The 18519-nt window shown below is 68.4% G+C and carries 20 protein-coding genes and 1 pseudogene; 12 read left to right on the plus strand and 9 right to left on the minus strand.

Going from position 1 to position 18519, the window contains the following annotated elements; all coding sequences use genetic code 11:
- Nucleotides 1–3 precede the first annotated feature (3 nt).
- The 3 genes from tadA to A9Z05_RS08045 form a co-directional block, all read right to left on the minus strand.
- Complete coding sequence (tadA, locus tag A9Z05_RS08035) at nt 4–600, minus strand: tRNA adenosine(34) deaminase TadA (protein WP_069617638.1); 597 nt, start codon at nt 598–600, stop codon at nt 4–6.
- Nucleotides 597–998 carry a DnaJ family domain-containing protein gene (locus A9Z05_RS08040; protein ID WP_027784729.1) on the minus strand — a complete coding sequence of 134 codons (402 nt, stop codon included), beginning with the start codon at nt 996–998 and terminating at the stop codon, nt 597–599. The genes tadA and A9Z05_RS08040 overlap by 4 nt, the downstream gene beginning before the upstream one ends.
- A 276-nt stretch (nt 999–1274) precedes the next feature.
- Nucleotides 1275–2498 (minus strand): MFS transporter, encoded by a 1224-nt coding sequence (locus A9Z05_RS08045; protein WP_069617639.1) that lies wholly within the window; start codon nt 2496–2498, stop codon nt 1275–1277.
- A 296-nt stretch (nt 2499–2794) separates the two neighbouring features.
- Here A9Z05_RS08045 and A9Z05_RS08050 point away from each other — a divergent pair, with 296 nt between their 5' ends.
- The 9 genes and pseudogenes from A9Z05_RS08050 to A9Z05_RS08085 all read left to right on the plus strand — a co-directional run bounded on the left by A9Z05_RS08050 (nt 2795) and on the right by A9Z05_RS08085 (nt 9017).
- Entirely contained in the window at nt 2795–3565 is a 771-nt protein-coding gene (locus A9Z05_RS08050) for a GntR family transcriptional regulator (RefSeq protein WP_069617640.1), read from the plus strand.
- Nucleotides 3562–5301, plus strand: a complete 1740-nt coding sequence (locus A9Z05_RS08055; RefSeq protein WP_069617641.1) for a fumarate reductase/succinate dehydrogenase flavoprotein subunit — start codon at nt 3562–3564, stop codon at nt 5299–5301. The genes A9Z05_RS08050 and A9Z05_RS08055 overlap by 4 nt, the downstream gene beginning before the upstream one ends.
- Nucleotides 5302–5312: 11 nt before the next feature.
- A complete protein-coding gene (locus tag A9Z05_RS08060; protein WP_006490846.1) occupies nt 5313–5558 on the plus strand; it encodes a ferredoxin family protein in 246 nt (81 codons plus the stop codon).
- 6 nt (nt 5559–5564) lie between these two features.
- A pseudogene (locus A9Z05_RS38360) lies at nt 5565–5654 on the plus strand (ABC transporter ATP-binding protein); the annotation flags it as partial.
- A gap of 39 nt (nt 5655–5693) precedes the next feature.
- The gene (locus tag A9Z05_RS08065) at nt 5694–6689 is read left to right on the plus strand and encodes a HEAT repeat domain-containing protein (protein ID WP_069617642.1); all 996 of its coding nucleotides are present in this window, start codon (nt 5694–5696) and stop codon (nt 6687–6689) included.
- The gene (locus tag A9Z05_RS08070) at nt 6686–6964 is read left to right on the plus strand and encodes a gamma-butyrobetaine hydroxylase-like domain-containing protein (protein ID WP_069617643.1); all 279 of its coding nucleotides are present in this window, start codon (nt 6686–6688) and stop codon (nt 6962–6964) included. Before A9Z05_RS08065 ends, A9Z05_RS08070 begins: the two co-directional genes overlap by 4 nt.
- A complete protein-coding gene (locus A9Z05_RS08075) occupies nt 6918–7955 on the plus strand; it encodes an NAD(P)-dependent oxidoreductase (protein ID WP_371090745.1) in 1038 nt (345 codons plus the stop codon). Before A9Z05_RS08070 ends, A9Z05_RS08075 begins: the two co-directional genes overlap by 47 nt.
- Before the next feature lie 49 nt (nt 7956–8004).
- Entirely contained in the window at nt 8005–8478 is a 474-nt protein-coding gene (locus A9Z05_RS08080) for an NUDIX hydrolase (protein WP_084044163.1), read from the plus strand.
- A gap of 89 nt (nt 8479–8567) precedes the next feature.
- Nucleotides 8568–9017, plus strand: a complete 450-nt coding sequence (locus A9Z05_RS08085; RefSeq protein ID WP_069617646.1) for an acetyltransferase — start codon at nt 8568–8570, stop codon at nt 9015–9017.
- 82 nt (nt 9018–9099) lie between these two features.
- Here A9Z05_RS08085 and A9Z05_RS08090 read toward each other — a convergent pair whose 3' ends face one another.
- Nucleotides 9100–9687, minus strand: coding sequence for a 2'-5' RNA ligase family protein (locus A9Z05_RS08090; RefSeq protein WP_069617647.1), 588 nt, complete (start codon nt 9685–9687; stop codon nt 9100–9102).
- A gap of 154 nt (nt 9688–9841) precedes the next feature.
- Between A9Z05_RS08090 and A9Z05_RS08095 the strand changes: the two genes are divergently transcribed.
- On the plus strand, nt 9842–10459 hold the full coding sequence (locus tag A9Z05_RS08095) for a PolC-type DNA polymerase III (protein ID WP_069617648.1): 618 nt from the start codon (nt 9842–9844) through the stop codon (nt 10457–10459).
- A 214-nt stretch (nt 10460–10673) separates the two neighbouring features.
- Here the strand turns inward: A9Z05_RS08095 and guaA are convergent, their stop codons facing one another.
- From guaA to A9Z05_RS08120, 5 genes are all read right to left on the minus strand, one after another.
- Nucleotides 10674–12293 carry a glutamine-hydrolyzing GMP synthase gene (gene guaA / locus A9Z05_RS08100; RefSeq protein ID WP_069617649.1) on the minus strand — a complete coding sequence of 540 codons (1620 nt, stop codon included), beginning with the start codon at nt 12291–12293 and terminating at the stop codon, nt 10674–10676.
- Between the two features lie 107 nt (nt 12294–12400).
- A complete protein-coding gene (locus tag A9Z05_RS08105) occupies nt 12401–13000 on the minus strand; it encodes a hypothetical protein (RefSeq protein ID WP_069617650.1) in 600 nt (199 codons plus the stop codon).
- A gap of 6 nt (nt 13001–13006) precedes the next feature.
- The gene (guaB, locus tag A9Z05_RS08110) at nt 13007–14467 is read right to left on the minus strand and encodes an IMP dehydrogenase (protein WP_006488752.1); all 1461 of its coding nucleotides are present in this window, start codon (nt 14465–14467) and stop codon (nt 13007–13009) included.
- A 277-nt stretch (nt 14468–14744) separates the two neighbouring features.
- Nucleotides 14745–15578: a DUF2182 domain-containing protein gene (locus A9Z05_RS08115; RefSeq protein WP_069617651.1), complete on the minus strand. Its 834-nt coding sequence runs from the start codon at nt 15576–15578 to the stop codon at nt 14745–14747.
- Nucleotides 15579–15606: 28 nt separating this feature from the next.
- Nucleotides 15607–16371, minus strand: coding sequence for a DUF899 domain-containing protein (locus A9Z05_RS08120; RefSeq protein WP_069617652.1), 765 nt, complete (start codon nt 16369–16371; stop codon nt 15607–15609).
- 114 nt (nt 16372–16485) lie between these two features.
- Between A9Z05_RS08120 and A9Z05_RS08125 the strand changes: the two genes are divergently transcribed.
- Complete coding sequence (locus A9Z05_RS08125; RefSeq protein ID WP_069617653.1) at nt 16486–17706, plus strand: DNA-binding protein; 1221 nt, start codon at nt 16486–16488, stop codon at nt 17704–17706.
- A 31-nt stretch (nt 17707–17737) separates the two neighbouring features.
- The gene (locus A9Z05_RS08130) at nt 17738–18424 is read left to right on the plus strand and encodes a glutaminyl-peptide cyclotransferase (RefSeq protein WP_069617654.1); all 687 of its coding nucleotides are present in this window, start codon (nt 17738–17740) and stop codon (nt 18422–18424) included.
- Nucleotides 18425–18519 lie beyond the last annotated feature (95 nt).

Consider the following 18519-nt stretch of genomic DNA (forward strand, 5'->3'; position numbering starts at 1 on the left):
AGCCTATGACGCGCCGGATTCGGCGTCGCGGGCGAGCCGCGCGTCGCGCAGCGCGCGACGGCGCTCGGCGAAGAACGACTTCAGCGCGGCGCCGCATTCGTCGGCGAGCACGCCGCCGGTCACTGCGGTGTGGTGATTCAGCTGCGGATTCGCGAATGCGTCGATCACGCTGCCGCACGCGCCCGTCTTCGGGTCGGCCGCGCCGTAGACGACCCGCGCGATGCGGGCGTGCATGATCGCGCCTGCGCACATCAGGCACGGCTCGAGCGTCACGTACAGTTCGCAGCCGGGCATCCGGTAATTCTGCAGATGCTGCGCGGCCATGCGCAACGCGGCCATTTCGGCATGCGCGGACGGGTCGTGTCCGCCGATCGGATGGTTGAAGCCGCGGGCGATCACTTCGTCGCCGCGCACGAGCACCGCGCCGACCGGCACTTCACCGGCCGCGCGCGCCTCTTCGGCGGCGGCCTGCGCAAGACGCATGAAATGCAGGTCCCGCGCCGAGACGGGCGCGGTTTCGGGAACGGGAGAATCGGCGGCGGGGTCAGCGGCCGCGGCGGCTGCCGAGCGTGCTGCGTCGTGCAGCGCGTCAGACGTCACATCGTCCCCGCTTCGGCGGGCGCGTCGTCGAGCCCGCGCTCGCACAGGCGCTCCGCGATGCGTCGGCAGTAATCGCGCGGCATCACCATCGGGCCGCCGCGCAACGATTCGAGCGCCATGTCGAGCGCAAGGATCTTCGCCTGCAGCCGGCAGCGCGCGGCACGGTCGCTGACCGCCTGCACTTCGTCGTGCAGGTTGCGCAGCGCGCGCAGTTGCTCGACGGCTGGCGGCACGAAGCCCGCGTTCTTCAGGATACGGTTGGCCACGCGCACCTCCTCGGGCACGAGCAGGTCGTCATCCAGCGCCTGTGGCGCGCCGGTACCCGGCAAATCGTCGAACTCGCCCCGCGCGGCGGCGGCGGCAATACGTTGTTCGACCAGGGCGTCAAGCAATCTCATCAGTCAATCGGAACAATGCGGCAGGCCGAATTCTAGCAGGGTGACGCCGGTATGACAGGCCCTTCGAATACATGCTCGATATTGTGTTTTTAGGGGCCGAATCGCCGCGCATGCGTGCCGATCGCCGTCAGTTGCCGCTCTGCTGCGCCGCAGCAGGCTGAGCGCGGTTTGGACGCGTGCAAATGGAACGCGTATCCGGACCCATTTCTTATCCCGCCGATGCAGCCGACCGCTGTCGACGCGGTGAAAACGCCATGCGCATCCCCCGCTGCCCGATCACGCAGCCGCCGTTTCCGGCCGCGCCTTCGCGAACGGGCGGAACATCGTCGCGATCAGGAACGCGCCGATCCCGATCACGAACGAGCCGAGGTACAGCCAGCCGTAACTGCCGAACGCATCGACGATCAGCCCGCCGGCAACCGGGCCCGTGGCCATCCCGAGGCTGCCGGCCATCGCGCAGCCGCCGATCACGGTACCCATCATCCGCAGCGGGAAATTCTCGCGCGCGAGCACCGAATACAACGGCATCACGCCCGCATAGATGAAACCGAACAGCGTCGCGACCGCGTAGAAGCCGTCGAGCGTGCGCACGAAGTAGTAGCCGAGCGCGCCCAGCGCTTGCGCGAGCAGCCCCGCCACCAGCATGCGCTTCGCGCCGAGCCGATCGCCGAGGATCCCGAACGCGATCCGGCCGCCCATGCCCGCGAGCCCTTCGACGCTATAGATCGACACGGCGACGATCAGCGGAATCCCGCAAGTTACCGCGTAGCTGACCGTATGGAAGATCGGGCCCGAATGCGTCGCGCAGCAGAAGAAGTTGGTCAGCACGAGCACCATGAACTGCGGCGAGCGCAGCGCATCCGCGACCGACATCGCGGCGGGCGCGGCGGCAGACGCAGGCGCAGCCGCCGCGTGCATGGATCCAGCATCGAGCGCGGGCGCCCGGCGCACGAGCAGCGATACCGGAATCATCACGACGGCCGCCAGCGCGGCGATCAGCAGCATCGACGTGCGCCAGTCGCGAACCGACACGAGCCACGCGGCCAGCGGCGCCATCGTCATCGGCGCCATCCCCATGCCGGCCGACACGAGCGACACCGCGAGGCTGCGGTGCGTATCGAACCAGCCGGTCACGCACGCCATCATCGGCGCGAATATCGCGGCCGTCGCGCTGCCGACGGCCAGGCCGAAGGTCAACTGGAACACGAGCAGCGACGGCGCGCGGCTCGCCAGCGCGAGGCTCGCCGACAGCAGCACGGCGCCCGCGATGACCACCGGCCGCGTGCCGACGCGGTCCGACAGGCTGCCCCACGCCATGCTTGCGAACGCCATCGCGATGAAACCAAGCGTCATCGCGGCGGAAATGCCGGTCATCGACCAGCCCGTATCGCGCGCGATAGACCGTAGAAACACCGGCAACGAAAACATCGCGCCGATCGCGACGCAGCCCATCAGGCCGCCCGCGGCGACGATCACCCAGCGGTATCGGGAATCCGGCATGTGGCGTGTCATGTGGCCTCTCCTGGTTCGTTGCGCCATTTGCGGAAACCGGCTGCCGGCCGCATGGCGCGGCACACTGCCCGGTCGATATCGATACGACGGGCGACGCATCGGGAAATCGACATGCGAGGCGCGTGGTCCGCGGATTTTTATTGTCGGCGATTGCGCGCGGCTCGCAAGGGTCGGATCGCGCGCCCCACTTTTCCTCAACGGGAAATTCGAAATCAGAAATCGTTGGTTGGGGCACGCACTCGTGCTGGCTACACTCGCCCCATCTTGTTATAACAAGTTGACCGATGAACCCGCCCAACGTCGTGCCGCTGTCCGCGGCCCCGCTCTACGTGCAGATCAAGGACACGCTGCGCGCGCGCATACTCGACGGCACCTACGCGCCGCACAGCCGGATGCCGTCCGAGCACGCGCTCTGCGCGATGTTCGACGTGAGCCGCATCACGGTGCGCCAGGCGCTCGGCGATCTGCAGAAGGAAGGCCTGCTGTTCAAGCTGCACGGCAAGGGCACGTTCGTGTCGAAGCCGAAGGCGTTCCAGAACGTGACGTCGCTGCAGGGCTTCGCCGAGGCGATGTCGTCGATGGGCTACGAGATCGTCAACCAGTTGCGCAGCCTGCGCACCGTGAAGGCCGATCGCCATCTCGCGACGAAGCTGAACGTGCCCGAAGGCGCGCCGCTCGTCGAGATCCATCGCGTGCGGCTGCTGAACCGCGAACCCGTGTCGCTCGAACAGACCTGGGTGCCGGAGGCGCTCGGCAAGCGCCTCGCCGGCGCCGATCTCGCCACCCGCGACATCTTCCTGATCCTGGAGAACGACTGCGGCATCCCGCTCGGTCATGCCGACGTGTCGATCGACGCGATCCTCGCGGACGACGAAATCGTCGACGCGCTGCACGTCGAGGAAAGCAGCCCCGTGCTGCGCATCGAGCGCCTCACGCACGACGCGTCGGGCGCGCCGATCGACTACGAATACCTCTACTTCCGCGGCGACGCCTTCCAGTACCGGTTGCGCGTCGACCGGCAAAAGGCGCGCAAACCTGCAAGGAACCCGCGATGAATACCCATGTGCACGAATACGACATCGTCGTGGTCGGCGGCGGCACGGCCGGCCCGATGGCGGCCATCAAGGCGAAAGAGCGCGATCCGTCCCTGCGCGTGCTGCTGCTCGAGAAGGCCAACGTCAAACGCAGCGGCGCGATCTCGATGGGGATGGACGGCCTGAACAACGCGGTGATCCCCGGTCATGCGACGCCCGAGCAGTACACGCGCGAGATCACGATCGCCAACGACGGGATCGTCGACCAGGAAGCCGTGTACGCGTACGCGACGCACAGCTTCGCGACGATCGAGCAACTCGACCGCTGGGGCGTGAAGTTCGAGAAGGACGGCACCGGCGACTATGCGGTGAAGAAGGTCCACCACATGGGCTCGTACGTGCTGCCGATGCCGGAAGGCCACGACATCAAGAAGGTGCTGTACCGGCAACTGAAGCGCGCCCGCATCGCGATCACGAACCGGATCGTCGCGACGCGCGTGCTGACCGACGCGCAGGGCCGCGCGAGCGGCGTGCTCGGCTTCGACTGCCGCACCGCCGATTTCCACGTGATCCGTGCGAAGGCCGTCATCCTCTGCTGCGGCGCGGCCGGCCGCCTCGGCCTCCCGGCGTCGGGCTACCTGATGGGCACGTACGAGAACCCGACCAACGCGGGCGACGGCTACGCGATGGCCTATCACGCGGGCGCCGCGCTCGCGAACCTCGAATGCTTCCAGATCAATCCATTGATCAAGGACTACAACGGCCCGGCGTGCGCATACGTGACGGGGCCCCTGGGCGGCTTCACCGCGAACGGCAAGGGCGAACGCTTCATCGAATGCGACTACTGGAGCGGCCAGATGATGTGGGAGTTCTACCAGGAACTGCAGAGCGGCAACGGCCCCGTGTTCCTGAAGCTCGACCATCTCGCTGAAGAAACGATCCGCACCATCGAGCAGATCCTGCATACGAACGAACGGCCGAGCCGCGGCCGCTTCCATGCGGGGCGCGGCACCGACTACCGCAGCCAGATGGTCGAGATGCACATCTCCGAGATCGGTTTCTGCAGCGGCCACAGCGCATCGGGCGTGTACGTGAATGCGCGCGCGGAGACGACCGTGCCGGGGCTGTACGCCGCCGGCGACATGGCGGCCGTCCCGCACAACTACATGCTCGGTGCGTTCACGTACGGCTGGTTCGCCGGACAAAACGCGGCCGACTACGTAGCCGGCCGCGAGCACGCACCAGTGGACGATGAACAGGTCGATGCCGAACGCACCCGCGTGCTCGCGCCGCTGCAGCGCGAGCGCGGCCTCGCGCCGGCTCAGGTCGAGTACAAGCTGCGCCGGATGGTGAACGACTACCTGCAACCGCCGAAGGTGACGCGCAAGATGGAAATCGGGCTGCAACGTTTTGACGGCATTACTGAGGACATCAAAGAAATAAAGGCGAACAATCCGCACGAACTGATGCGTGCGGCCGAAGTGCGCGCGATCCGCGACTGCGCGGAAATGGCTGCGCGCGCGTCGCTGTTCCGCACCGAGAGCCGCTGGGGGCTGTACCACCATCGCGTCGATTTTCCGCACCGCGACGATGCCGAATGGTTCTGCCACACGTGGCTGCGCAAGGATGCCGCGGGCGCGATGCGCAGCGAGAAGCGGCCGGTCGAACCCTACGTCGTGCCGCTCGCCGACGACGAACGCGGCGCCTACGCGCAGTTGCGCATCCGCGAACCGGCCGCGCTCGCGGCCGCCCTGTAAGGAACCTTGCCATGCCCCATACCCCGCACGACATCTTCCAGCGCAGCAGCGCGCCCGTGACGATCGACGAGTCGCTGTGCATCGCCGACAAGGGCTGCACCGTGTGCGTCGACGTGTGCCCGCTCGACCTGCTTGCGATCGACGTCACCAAGGGCAAGGCGTACATGCAGTTCGACGAATGCTGGTACTGCATGCCGTGCGAACGCGACTGCCCGACCGGCGCGGTCAAGGTCGATATTCCGTACCTGCTGCGCTGACACGGCGCGCGGCCCGGCACCGACGACAGCACGACCGAGCCCGTATTCATCGACATCAAGCGCCGCTGTCTCGCGCTGTTGCGCAACGCCGCCTGAGCGCGCGTACTGGCCCATTCACCGCACCGACTTTGCTCCATGACCGCTTCTTCCCCCGCTTTCCCGTCGCCCGGCGTGCCGGCCGCCGATCAGGCCGCGCTCGTCGCGCGCCTCGCCGCAGCCGATGCGTCGGTGCGCCGCATCGCACTGCTCGAACTCGCCGATCTCGAAGCGCCCGAACTCGTGCCGTCGTTCGTCGCGGCGCTGCGCGACGACCCGTCGACCGACGTGCGCAGCGAGGCCGCACGCGTGCTCGGCGCATGGGAGCAACCCGATGTGGTCGACGCGCTGTGCCACGCGCTGCTCGATCCCGACGACGGCGTGCGCGCGACCGCCGCGCACAGCCTGTCCGATCTGAAGGACGCGGCATCGGGCGCCCTGCTGTGCCGGTGGGCCGACCGACCCGAGCCGTTCGTGCGCGCCGCCGTGCTGCGCGGCTTGCGCGAGTTGCGCGACCCCGACGCGTTCGCGCCCGCGCTGCGCGCGCTCGACGCGAGCGCCGCTGCCGTACGCGCGGAAGCGGTCGTCGTGCTCGGCTGGCTCAAGGACGGCCGCGCGCTGTCGCCGCTCGCGCGCATCGCGACCACGGATGCCGATGCCGACGTGCGGCGCGCGGCGGTCGGCGCAATCGGATTTGCATCGGCGGGCGATGCGGCCGTCGTCACCGCGTTGCTCGCGGCGCTGCACGACGCCGAATGGCAGGTGCGCGAGGAAGCGGCGGCCACGCTCGGCAAGCTGCGCGCCGCCGTTGCGCGCGACCCGCTCGTCGCCGCGCTCGACGACGATTACTGGCAAGTGCGCGTGCGCGCCGTGCGTGCGCTCGGACAATTGCGCGATGCGGCCGCGGCATCGGCCGTCGTCGCGCTGCTCCCGCATGCGATCAGCAATCTGCGCAAGGAAGCCGCCCTCGCGCTCGGCGAATTGCGCGACCGGGCGACGCTGCCCGCGCTGCACGACGCACTCGGCGATCGCGACCCCGAAGTCCGCAAGGCCGTGCGGATCGCGATCGGACAGATCGACGACGCATCGCGATGATCGCGCCGACCGACATCGCACTCGATCACCCGGCGCACGCACTGACGCTGCGCTGGCCCGACGGCGCCACGCAACGTATCGGCTATGCGCGGTTGCGCAGCGACTGCCCGTGTGCGGAATGCCGAAAGGTCCGGCTCGACGGCGGCCATATCGACGCGCGGCCGGGCCTGACACTGGACGGCGTGGAAGCGCTCGGCTACGGCGTGCGCTTCCTGTTCGGCGACGGTCATGCACGCGGCATTTATCCGTGGCCGTATCTGGCGAACCTTGCGTAGCGGCGATGACGCGGCTTCCCCGCTCGCGTGGGCCACATGGCAAGCATGCGAAAACGCTGCGATACTGACTTCCACGATCGTCACCAGCTACCGTGGGAGCAGCACCATGCAAACCGCAGTCGGATTCATCGGTCTCGGCGTGATGGGCACGCCGATGGCGCTCAATCTCGCGCGGGCCGGCACGCCGCTCGTCGTGTGGAGCCGTTCGCACGGCAACGACGATGCACTGCGCGACGCCGGCGCGCGCGTGGCCGGGGACATCGACGACGTATTCGGGTCCTGCCGCACCGTGATTTTGATGCTCGCGAACGACGCGGCGATCGATGCCGTCCTCGCGCGCGGCACGCCCGGTTTTGCCGCCCGGGTCGACGGACACACGATCGTCAACATGGGCACGAATGCGCCCGAATACTCGCGCGCGCTCGCCGATGACATCGCCGCCGCGTCGGGCCGCTACGTCGAGGCGCCGGTGTCGGGCTCGCGCAAGCCGGCCGAAGCCGGGCAGCTCGTCGTGATGCTGGCCGGCGCGCCAGACGACGTCGATGCCGTCCGCGCGCTCGTGAAGCCGCTGTGCCGCGACAGCTTCGTGTGCGGCGACGTGCCGTCGGCGCTGACGATGAAGCTCGCCGTCAACCTGTTCCTGATCACGATGGTCACCGGTCTCGCCGAAGCCACGCATTTCGCGCAACGTCACGGTATCGACCTCGCGCGCTTCGCCGACGTGCTGAATGCCGGCCCGATGGCCAGCGACGTGTCGCGCGTGAAGCTCGGCAAGCTCGTCGCGGACGATTTCTCGGTGCAGGCCGCGATTACCGACGTGCTGAAGAATGCGCGTCTCGTCGCCGAATCCGCGCGCGGCATCGGCATCGCGTCGCCGCTGCTCGACATCTGCCACGCGCTTTACGGCGAGACCGAGCAAGCCGGACACGGCGCGGCCGACATGGTCGCCGTGATTCGTGCGATCGAACGGCGTACCGGGGACGCGCGATGAGCGGTGTGCACGTGCACGCGTTCGTTCCCATCGACGGGTAGGAGCGACCATGTCCGCAACCGACAACGCTGCTTGCTTGCGCCCCGTTCCCGCCGTGATCGGCATCGTGCTGCGCGAACGCGACGTGCTGCTCGTGCGCCGCGCGAATCCGCCCGACGCAGGCTGCTGGGGCTTTCCCGGCGGCAAGATCGAACCGGGCGAGCCGCTCGCGGATGCGGTCGTGCGCGAGATCGCCGAAGAAACGACGATCGACGTCGAGGCGCTCGACACCTTTACCGCGCTGGATGCGTTCGATTACGATGCGCACGGCGCCGTGCGCCAGCATTTCGTCATGATCGCGGTGCTGTGCAGATGGCTGCGCGGCACGCCGGCCGCCGGCGACGATGCGCTCGACGCGCGCTGGTTCGGCATCGACGAACTCGACCGCGACGATTTGCCGATGAGCGCGGGTGTGCGGGAGGTCGCGCGACGGGCGATGGAGCGGGCTGCAGCGCTGGCGCACGCGCGGCGGCCATCCGACTGATACATCGCCGTCGCTTGCGCATCCCGCGACGCGTTCGCTCCGTCATGGAGCCGCCACCCGCCGAGCACCGAATCATCACGCATCGAACCATGATCAGAATTCGACAATCCACCGAGGCCGACGGCACACGCGTGCTGGATATCTGGCGCCATGCCGTCGACGCCACGCATCACTTCCTGAGCGATGACGACCGTCGCACGATCGAATCCGAAGTCGTCGCGTTTCTGCCCGGCGCGCCGCTCGATGTGGCCGTCGACGAGCGCGATCGTCCGATCGGCTTCATGCTGCTCGACGGCAGCCACATGGAAGCGCTGTTCGTCGATCCCGCCCACCATCGCGCGGGTGTCGGGCGGTTGCTCGTCGAAGAGGCGCTCAAGCGCCACCCCGGCCTGTCGACCGACGTCAACGAACAGAACGACGCGGCGGCGAGATTTTATGAACGACTCGGATTCGAGCGCTGCGGGCGATCGGAGCGGGATGGACAAGGGCGGCCTTATCCGCTGATTCACCTTCGTTATCGCGGGCGTGGTCGGGACTGAGCCGGAGGCCGGGCAGGAACGGAACACCGGCACCGGGCAGGCCTGGATGCGCTGAAACGACACCGCCCTTGCGGTATCGCGGTTATCCCGCGGCGTTGCCGGCCGTCAACGGCCAGCGCCCCAACACGTCGTAGTGCGACTTGCCGAGCCAGCTATCGATCAGGACGAAGTCGAACACAGTCCAAGTAATCGGCTCGATCCGATACTCGTCGGGCCTCTGTGCGCCATACAGCAGCGTCACGTGCGGGGTAAAACTCGACGGAAAAACGGGCACACCTGCCCGTTTCAACGCGTCTCGCAACTGCCGTCGAAAATCGATCAAGTCTTCCAGACCGGCCTTCCCCGTCAGGACCAGCGGCTGACGACCGGACCGCCTGTTGAAGCTGATGATCTTGTCGAACCTCACGGAGAAAGACGGTACATCCATGCGATCCGCGACCGCGCGGGCCCGCGCAAGCTTAGCGTCGGGAACATAAGCGAAGTCCCCCAGAGAACCCAGCGTGATGTGCAGACGCTCGGTGCTCACCGAGCTGTCCTTCTCCAGAAGCATGCTTTCGGCAAGGCCAGTAATGCGCGCCGCCGTGGCCGGGTCCGGCATTACGGCGAAAAAGAAGCGGTGCACGGGAACCGGCGGCGGTACGTCGAAGCCGGGTAGCGTCAGTTGAGTCACGACAGCATGTCCGACAGGCCTGGAGCGGAATTTTCATTATCGTCAATGGGAAGCCTGTTCGCTCGCCGCGCGACGAATCCGCCGTTCGCGCGCCCGAAGATGCTACCCTCTCGGCCACACTCGACATCCTCTGATGAAGCCCCCGAATTCAACCATGCAAACCGTCGCGGTACTCGACTTCGAAACAACCGGGCTGTCGCCGAATCTGGGCGACCGCGCAACCGAAATTGCCGTCATCCTGCTGCGCGACGGGCAGGTCGTCGACCGTTTCCAGAGCTTGATGAATGCCGGCCGACGCATCCCGTCCGATGTCGTTGCGCTCACCGGTATCACGAACGACATGATCGCGGCAGCGCCGCCCGCGTCCGAAGTCATGAAGGAAGCGGCGGCGTTCGTCGGCAAACATGCGGTCGTCGCCCACAACGCCGGCTTCGACAAGCGCTTCTGGCAGTCGGAACTGGGGATGCTCGGCATGTCGGCCGACCATGCGTTCGCGTGCACGATGCTGGTGGCGAGACGGATCTACCCGGACGCGCGGAGTCACCGCCTGTCGAGCCTCGCCGAGATGCTGCGGTTGCCGCAAACGGGCCGTGCGCACCGCGCGATGGTCGATGCCGAGATGGCCGGGCATCTGTGGTGCCGGTTGCAGCAGGATATTTCGCGGACTTATGGGCTGGATCGGATCGATCACGCGTTGATGTCGCGGGTGCAGGCGACGACCAAGGCGAAGGTGCCGATGTATTTGCGGTCGCTTGGGCGGGCGCATGCATGACGTATCCGGTCCCGGAACGGGAAACACGGCGCGCGCTGACTGACTGCACGCGTTAACGCAAAACGGCCGGGCAATGAATTGCCAGGCCGCTTCTTGCTCCCGCGTGAGCCGGGGCAGCAAGCCAACCGAACCGACAATCCGCTTGCGAACTATCGCGACATCGACCGATGCGCGACGACACAAGCGGAATCGAACGCCGATTCAGCGGGAATGCTCACTCCCACTCGATCGTCGCCGGCGGCTTCCCCGAGATGTCGTACACGACCCGATTGATCCCACGCACTTCGTTGATGATCCGGTTCGACGCGCGGCCGAGCAGCGCATACGGCAGATGCGCCCAGTGCGCGGTCATGAAGTCGGTCGTCTGCACCGCGCGCAGCGACGTCACATAGTCGTACGTGCGGCCATCGCCCATCACGCCGACCGACTTCACCGGCAGGAACACCGCGAACGCCTGGCTCGTCAGGTCGTACCAGCTCTTGCCGACATCGGCCTCGCCGCACAGGCCGGCCGCCGCATCCTGCGCGGTCGCGACCGTGCCGCGCAGTTCCTCGATGAAGATCGCGTCCGCGCGGCGCAGCAGGTCCGCGTACTCGCGCTTCACTTCGCCGAGAATCCGCACGCCGAGGCCCGGGCCCGGGAACGGATGGCGGTACACCATCTCCGGCGGCAGGCCGAGCGCGACGCCCAGCTCGCGCACTTCGTCCTTGAACAGGTCGCGCAGCGGCTCGAGCAACTTCAGGCCGAGCGTTTCCGGCAGGCCGCCGACGTTGTGGTGGCTCTTGATCGTCGTCGCCTTCTTCGTCTTCGTGCCGCCCGACTCGACCACGTCCGGGTAGATCGTGCCCTGCGCGAGCCACTTCGCCTTCGACAGCTTCTTCGCCTCGGCCTGGAATACCTCGACGAACTCGCGGCCGATGATCTTGCGCTTCGCTTCCGGATCGGTCACGCCGGCCAGGTGGCCAAGGAACTGCTCGGACGCGTCGACGTGCACGACCTTCGCATGCAGGCGGCCCTCGAACATGTCGAGCACCATCTTGCCTTCGTTCAGGCGCAGCAGGCCGTGATCGACGAACACGCAGGTCAGCTGATCGCCGATCGCGCGATGGATCAGCGCGGCCGCGACGCTCGAATCGACGCCGCCCGACAGGCCGAGAATCACTTCCTCGTCACCAACCTGCTCGCGGATCTTCGCGACGGCTTCCTCGATGTGGTTCTTCATGATCCAGTCGGGCTTCGCGCCGGCGATCTGCAGCACGAAGCGTTCGATGATCTGGCGGCCCTTCACCGTGTGCGTGACTTCCGGGTGGAACTGCACCGCGTAGTAGCCGCGCGCCTCGTCGGCCATGCCGGCGATCGGGCAGCTCGGGGTCGACGCCATCAGCGCGAAGCCCGGCGGCAGCTCGGCCACCTTGTCGCCGTGGCTCATCCAGACCTTCAGCATGCCGTGGCCTTCGGCCGTCGTGAAATCCTCGATGCCGTCGAGCAGGCGCGTATGGCCGTGCGCACGCATTTCCGCGTAGCCGAATTCGCGGTGGTCGCTCCACTCGACCTTGCCGCCGAGCTGCACGGCCATCGTCTGCATGCCGTAGCAGATGCCGAGCACCGGCACGCTGAGATCCCACACGGCCTGCGGCGCGCGCAGTTGATGGTCTTCGTACGTGCTCGCGTGGCTGCCCGACAGGATCACCGCCTTCGGCGCGAACTCGCGGACGAAGTCGTCGGACACATCGTTCGGATGAATTTCGCAGTAGACGTGCGCTTCACGCACGCGGCGCGCGATCAGTTGGGTGACTTGCGAACCGAAGTCGAGAATCAGGATTTTGTCGTGCATGGCTGCGGACGGGATGAAGAGAATAAGAAAAGCAGCGCACGAAGCGCTGCGTCAAAAGCATGGACAGCGGCGTCGGGCGGCAGGCGGCTCGCGCGACGCATTGCCGGTCAATCCTGCGACGGCGGGCGCGCGTCGAACGCGACGCTGCCTGACGCGCGCTCGGAAACGGCCGATGGGGCTGCCGCGGCCGGCGCCGAAGGCGCCACCGGACGGCTGACGACCGGCTCGACCCGCGGCTGCACTGCGGAGGCCGGCGCCGGTTCGACCGGACGCTGCGCGTCCCGGCCCTCGAGCGCCTGCGCTTTCTCGCGCCGGCGCACGGCCGATGCGAGGCGCACGCCGCCGAGGCCGAGCAGGATCAACGCGACCCCGGCCACCGCCGACAACACCCGGCCGGCGGCCGCGAGCGCGGGCCCGCTGCCGGTACCGATCGACCACACGACGGTCAGCACGCCGGTCAGCCAGTACACGTGGCCGACCGCCCGTGCGACGGGCGCCGTGAGGTCGCCGTTGAACGCCGCATGAAACGCGAGCCACGCGAGCCCGAGCAGCGCGATGCCGAACGCCTGGCCGAGCATCGCCGGCTGGATGTTCGCCAGTTGCAGCGCGTTGAACAGCGCCTGCCAGGGCGTCAGCACGAACAGCACGCCGAACGCCAGCAGCAGCACGGCATCGACGATCAGCACGGCTCGCAGCAGCGGTTTCATCGGCGATCAGTCCACGTGGTAGTTCGGCGCTTCCTTCGTGATCTGCACGTCGTGCACGTGCGACTCGCGCATGCCCGCCGCGGTGATCTGGACGAATTCGGCCTTCTCGTGCAGCTCGTCGATCGTCTTGCAGCCGCAGTAGCCCATGCTCGCGCGCACGCCGCCGACCAGCTGGAACAGGATCGCGTTGACCGAACCCTTGTACGCGACGCGGCCTTCGATGCCTTCAGGCACGAGCTTGTCGATGTTCGCCGAGTTGTCCTGGAAGTAGCGGTCTGCCGCGCCGTCCTTCATCGCACCGACCGAACCCATGCCGCGATACGACTTGTACTGGCGGCCCTGATACAGGAACACGTCGCCCGGCGCCTCTTCGGTGCCCGCGAACATGCTGCCCATCATCACCGCGTTCGCGCCGGCCGCGAGGGCCTTCGACACGTCGCCCGAGAAGCGCACGCCGCCGTCGGCGATGCACGGCACGCCGGTGCCCTTCAGCGCTTCCGCGACGTTCGCGATCGCGCTGATCTGCGGCACGCCGACACCCGCGACGATCCGCGTCGTGCAGATCGAGCCCGGGCCGATACCGACCTTGACCGCGTCCGCGCCGTATTCGACGAGCGCCTTCGCGGCGGCGGCCGTCGCGATGTTGCCGCCGATCACCTCGACGTGCGGGAAGTTCTGCTTGACCCAGCGCACGCGCTCGAGCACGCCCTTGCTGTGACCGTGCGCGGTATCGACGACGATCACGTCGACGCCGGCCTGCACCAGCAGCTCGACGCGCTCTTCGTTGTCCGGGCCGACGCCGACCGCCGCGCCTGCGCGCAGCTTGCCGTGTTCGTCCTTGCACGCGTCCGGGTGCTCGGTCTGCTTCGTGATGTCCTTGACGGTCATCAGGCCGCGCAGTTCGAACGCGTCGTTGACGACCAGCACGCGCTCGAGGCGGTGGCTGTGCATCAGCGCCTTCGCTTCGGCGAGCGGCGTGCCTTCCTTGACCGTGACGAGGCGCTCGCGCGGCGTCATGATCGACTTGACCGGCTCGTCGAGGCGCGTTTCGAAACGCAGGTCGCGGTTCGTGACGATGCCGACGAGCTGCGGACCTTCGACGACCGGGAAGCCCGAGATGCCATGCTGGCGCGACAGCGCGATCACGTCGCGCACCTTCATTTGCGGCGGCACGGTGATCGGGTCGCGGACGACGCCCGACTCGAAACGCTTGACCTTCGCGACTTCGCGGGCCTGCTCGGCCGGCGTGAGGTTCTTGTGGACGATACCGACGCCACCCTGCTGCGCCATCGCGATCGCGAGGCGACCTTCGGTGACCGTGTCCATCGCGGCGGACACGAGCGGCATGTTCAGGGAGATGTTGCGGGTCAGCTTGGTCTTGAGGCTGGTGTCGCGCGGGAGAACGTCGGAGAAGGCGGGAACGAGGAGCACGTCATCGAAAGTGAGTGCTTTTTGGATCAGACGCATGGCAAATCCTATGGGCGCAAAAGCGAATTATACGCGAAGCGCCGTGAATTTTCACAACACGAACAACGGCTTAGCCGGTTTCGGCCGTTCGGGGGCCGAATCGTTCGGATCGCCGTTCGGTTCGTTTTCGATCGCTTTTCGTTTCACGGCCGCGTCGAACCATTCGCGCAAGGGCTGGCCGGGCGGCACGTGCGCGTGTCGCGCCGAGGCCACACGGGCGCGACGACAGCGGCCGCGCACGGCCCGGCGCCACACAGCCGAAGCGGCTCTGCCCGCCTCACGCCAGCCCGGCCGCGCGGGCGACCATCGCGATGCCTGCCACCACCACGCCGCACCCGACGATCCGCGCGACGCGCCCGCCGGCCGGCGCCAGGCGTTCGGCGGCGATCGCCCCCGCGACGGCGGCCATCACGCGCAGATCCATCATGCCGGCCGCCAGCGCGACCGCCATCAGGTTTCCGCAACACGCGCCGCATCGGATCGCGGCATGCACGCCGTACCGCCATGCCGTGGCGGCCGCCGCCCGCGGCCGGTGTCCGCCTTGCACCGCCGCGTGTCGGCAGCACGCGAGCTGGCGCGCCTTCCACCCGGAGAATTGCAGCCCGCCCGCGGCCAGCACGACGGCGCCGGTCGCGAACGGCATCGTCCGGGCGAGCGCCGGCAGCCGCGCGGCGGCCGTCGTCAGCGCGGCGCCGGCCGGAAACACCAACGCGCCGAGCGCGATCCAGACCGAGAAGTAGCCGGCCCCCGCGACGACGACGAGCCAGGCCGGCCGCACCGCCGCATAGGGGCCGATGCGCTGCCGGTAATACCAGAGCTGCGGCGCGAGCACGGGCAGCATCATCGTCACCGTCATCGCGCCCCACATTCCGGCGAACGCGGCGAATGCGCGTCCGGCGCCCTGCCCGCACGGTCGCAGCCAGGCGGCCGACGCGATCCAGCCGCCGGGCATCGGTTCGCCGCCCATCTCCGCCATCGACGCGTGCTGCGCCAGCAACGCCATCGCGGCGACCGCGAACACGGCCGCGATCGCCGCGCCGAACACCCGCGGATCGGGGGCTGTCTCGCCGGTTACCGGCCCGGTTTTCAGCCCGGTCGTCGTTCGTGTCATTGCGCATGCCCACCCGTCGCCGGCCCGCTCAGCCGCGCGCGTACTCGTCGTGACGACGCCACCACGGGCCGGCCTCGTTGCGCCCGCGCGGCGCGCGATCGAGCCACTGGTACATCCCCCACAAGCCGTCGAGGCCGCGTGCGTAGGTCGAATACGTGTGATAGACGGCGCCGTCCTCGCGCACGAACGCGCTCATCCCCGGCCGGTCGAGCGAATACGTGAGCGCGTCGGTGCCGCACGTGGCCGCGAACTGCACGACGGGCGCCGGCGGCGGATCCATGTCCATCGCGTGGCCGGCCCGCGCATAGTTGTATTCGACGTCGCCCGCGCGCTGCTGCGTTTCGGTGAACGACACATTGAAGTCGAAGTTGAAATCGCTGCCGACCGACGACGCCCACGGGAACGTCCACCCCATCCGCTGCCGGTATGCGAGCAGTTTCGCGAGCGGCGCGCGCGACACGGCCGCGAGCGTCACGTCGTGGTGCGCCAGATGCACGGCGAAGCCGTCGAAGCCGTCGGCGAGCGCCGAGCACGACGGGCAGCCGGCCTTGTAGTCGGGGCCGAACATGAAGTGATAGACGAGCAGTTGCGAACGGCCGCGAAACAGGTCGTCGAGCGTCGTCTGGCCGTCCTCGGTATCGAACCGGTAAGTCTTGTCGACGCGCACCCACGGCAGCGCCTGGCGCCGCCGCGCGAGTTCGTCGCTTTGCCGCGTCAACGCCTTTTCCGCGTCGAGCAGCGCGCGGCGTTCGGCCAGCCATTCGTCGCGGGTTCCGGTGAGATGGGTCGTCATTGCAGGTTCCTCCTTCCGATGGGTATCCGGGCACGGCATCCGGAGCCGTGTGCGTGGTGCTAGATTAGTGGCCGGCATCGGACCGCAGGGAGTGACAAGTGTGTCGGGATTCGGATGGATTCGCTGATCACGGCGGCCGCGCGCGCGCTCGCGGCCGGTGACGCGCTCGGCGCGTTGAACCGCGTCGCGCTGCGCGACGATGCGCCGGCGCTCGCGCTGCGCGGCATCGCGCTCGCGCAGCTCGGCGATTTCGAACGCGCGCGTTCGCTCGTGCGCGGCGCCGCACGCGCATTCGGCGCGAAGGAAGCGGTCGCGCGGGCGCGCTGCGTCGTCGCGGAAGCCGAGATCGCGCTCGCGTCGCGCGACCTGCATTGGCCGACGCGCGCGCTCGATGCTGCCTGCGCGACGCTCGACGCGCACGGTGACCGTGCGAACGCCGCGCATGCACGCTATCTCGGCGTTCGCCGCTTGCTGCTGATCGGCCATCTCGACGAGGCCGAGCGGCTGCTCGCGCATCTCGATCCCGCGCCGCTGCCGCCCGCATCGCGCGCCGCCCATGAATTGATCGCGGCCGGCATCGCGATGCGCCGCATCCGTACGCACGCGGCCCGTGCGGCGCTCGACCGTGCGCGGACAGCCGCCCGCGCCGCCGGCATCGCCGCGCTGACGGCCGAGGTCGACACCGCCGCGCGCGTGCTCGACGCGCCGGCCGCTCGGCTCATCGCGCGCGGCACGTCGCGGCTCGTGCCGCTCGACGAAGTCGAGACGCTGTTCGAGTCGAATGCGCTGGTCGTCGACGCATGCCGCCACACGGTGCGCGATGCGCGCACGACCGTGTCGCTCGCGCGGCGTCCGGTGCTGTTCGTGCTCGCCCGTGCGCTCGGCGAAGCGTGGCCGGCCGACGTGTCGAGAAACGCGCTCGTCGCCGCCGCGTTCCGCGCGAAACAGGCCGACGAATCGCATCGTGCGCGGCTGCGTGTGGAGATCGGCCGGCTGCGCGCGGTGCTGCGCCCGCTCGCGAACGTCGTCGCGACGCCGCGCGGCTTCGCGCTCGAACCGCTCGGCGTGCGCGAAACCGTCGTCCTCGCGCGCCCGGTCGACGATCGGCACGCGGCCGTGCTCGCGCTCCTCGCCGACGGCGAAGCGTGGTCGAGCTCCGCGCTGGCGCTCGCGCTCGGCGCCAGCCAGCGCACCGTGCAGCGCGCGCTGGATGCGCTCGCGGAAACCGGCAAGGTGCAGGCGCTCGGCCGCGCACGCGCGCGCCGCTGGATGACGCCGCCGCTGCCCGGATTCGCGACGACCTTGTTACTCCCGGTTGCGCTGCCGGGCGATTAGGATGGCCTCATCGAACGACGAGGTAACGAACATGAAACGCTCCACTGCAGACATCCTTCACGAGTACGGCCCGTTTCCGGGCGTCGACGGCGTGCACGGCGTCACGTTCGACGGGCAGCACGTGTGGTACGCGTCCGGCGACAAGCTGAATGCGCTCGACCCCGAGCGCGGCACGATCGTCCGTTCGCTCGACGTCGCCGCGCACGCGGGCACCGCGTTCGACGGCCACCACCTGTTCCAGATCGTCGAGGACCGCATCGAGAAGATCGACCCCGAATCGGGCCGCGTGCTCGCGACGATCCCGGCGCCCGGCGGCGGCGCCGATTCGGGGCTCGCGTGGGCGGAAGGCACGCTGTGGGTCGGCCAGTACAGCGAACGCAAGATTCATCAGGTGGATCCGCAGTCGGGCGCCGTGCTGCGCACGATCGAATCGAACCGCTTCGTCACGGGCGTGACGTGGGTCGACGGCGAGCTGTGGCACGGCACGTGGGAAGCCGACCGGAGCGACCTGCGGCGCATCGATCCGCGCACGGGGGAAGTACTCGAGCAGATCGACATGCCGGCCGGTGTCGGCGTGTCGGGGCTCGAATCCGACGGTCACGACCGCTTCTACTGCGGCGGCGGCAACAGCGGCAAGCTGCGTACCGTGCGGCGCCCGGCGCGCACGCGTGCCGCCGGTGACGGCGCGGCGGCGACACCCGATTCGGCAAAGGACTGATTCGCCGCCCGTCGAAACCGCTCGACGCCATGCCCCGAGTGCAGGAATGAACAAGACGCCGCCGCGACGGCATCGCTAACATGCGCCCACTTCAG

Source organism: Burkholderia sp. A2 (genome assembly GCF_001729305.1).
GTDB lineage: Bacteria > Pseudomonadota > Gammaproteobacteria > Burkholderiales > Burkholderiaceae > Burkholderia > Burkholderia sola.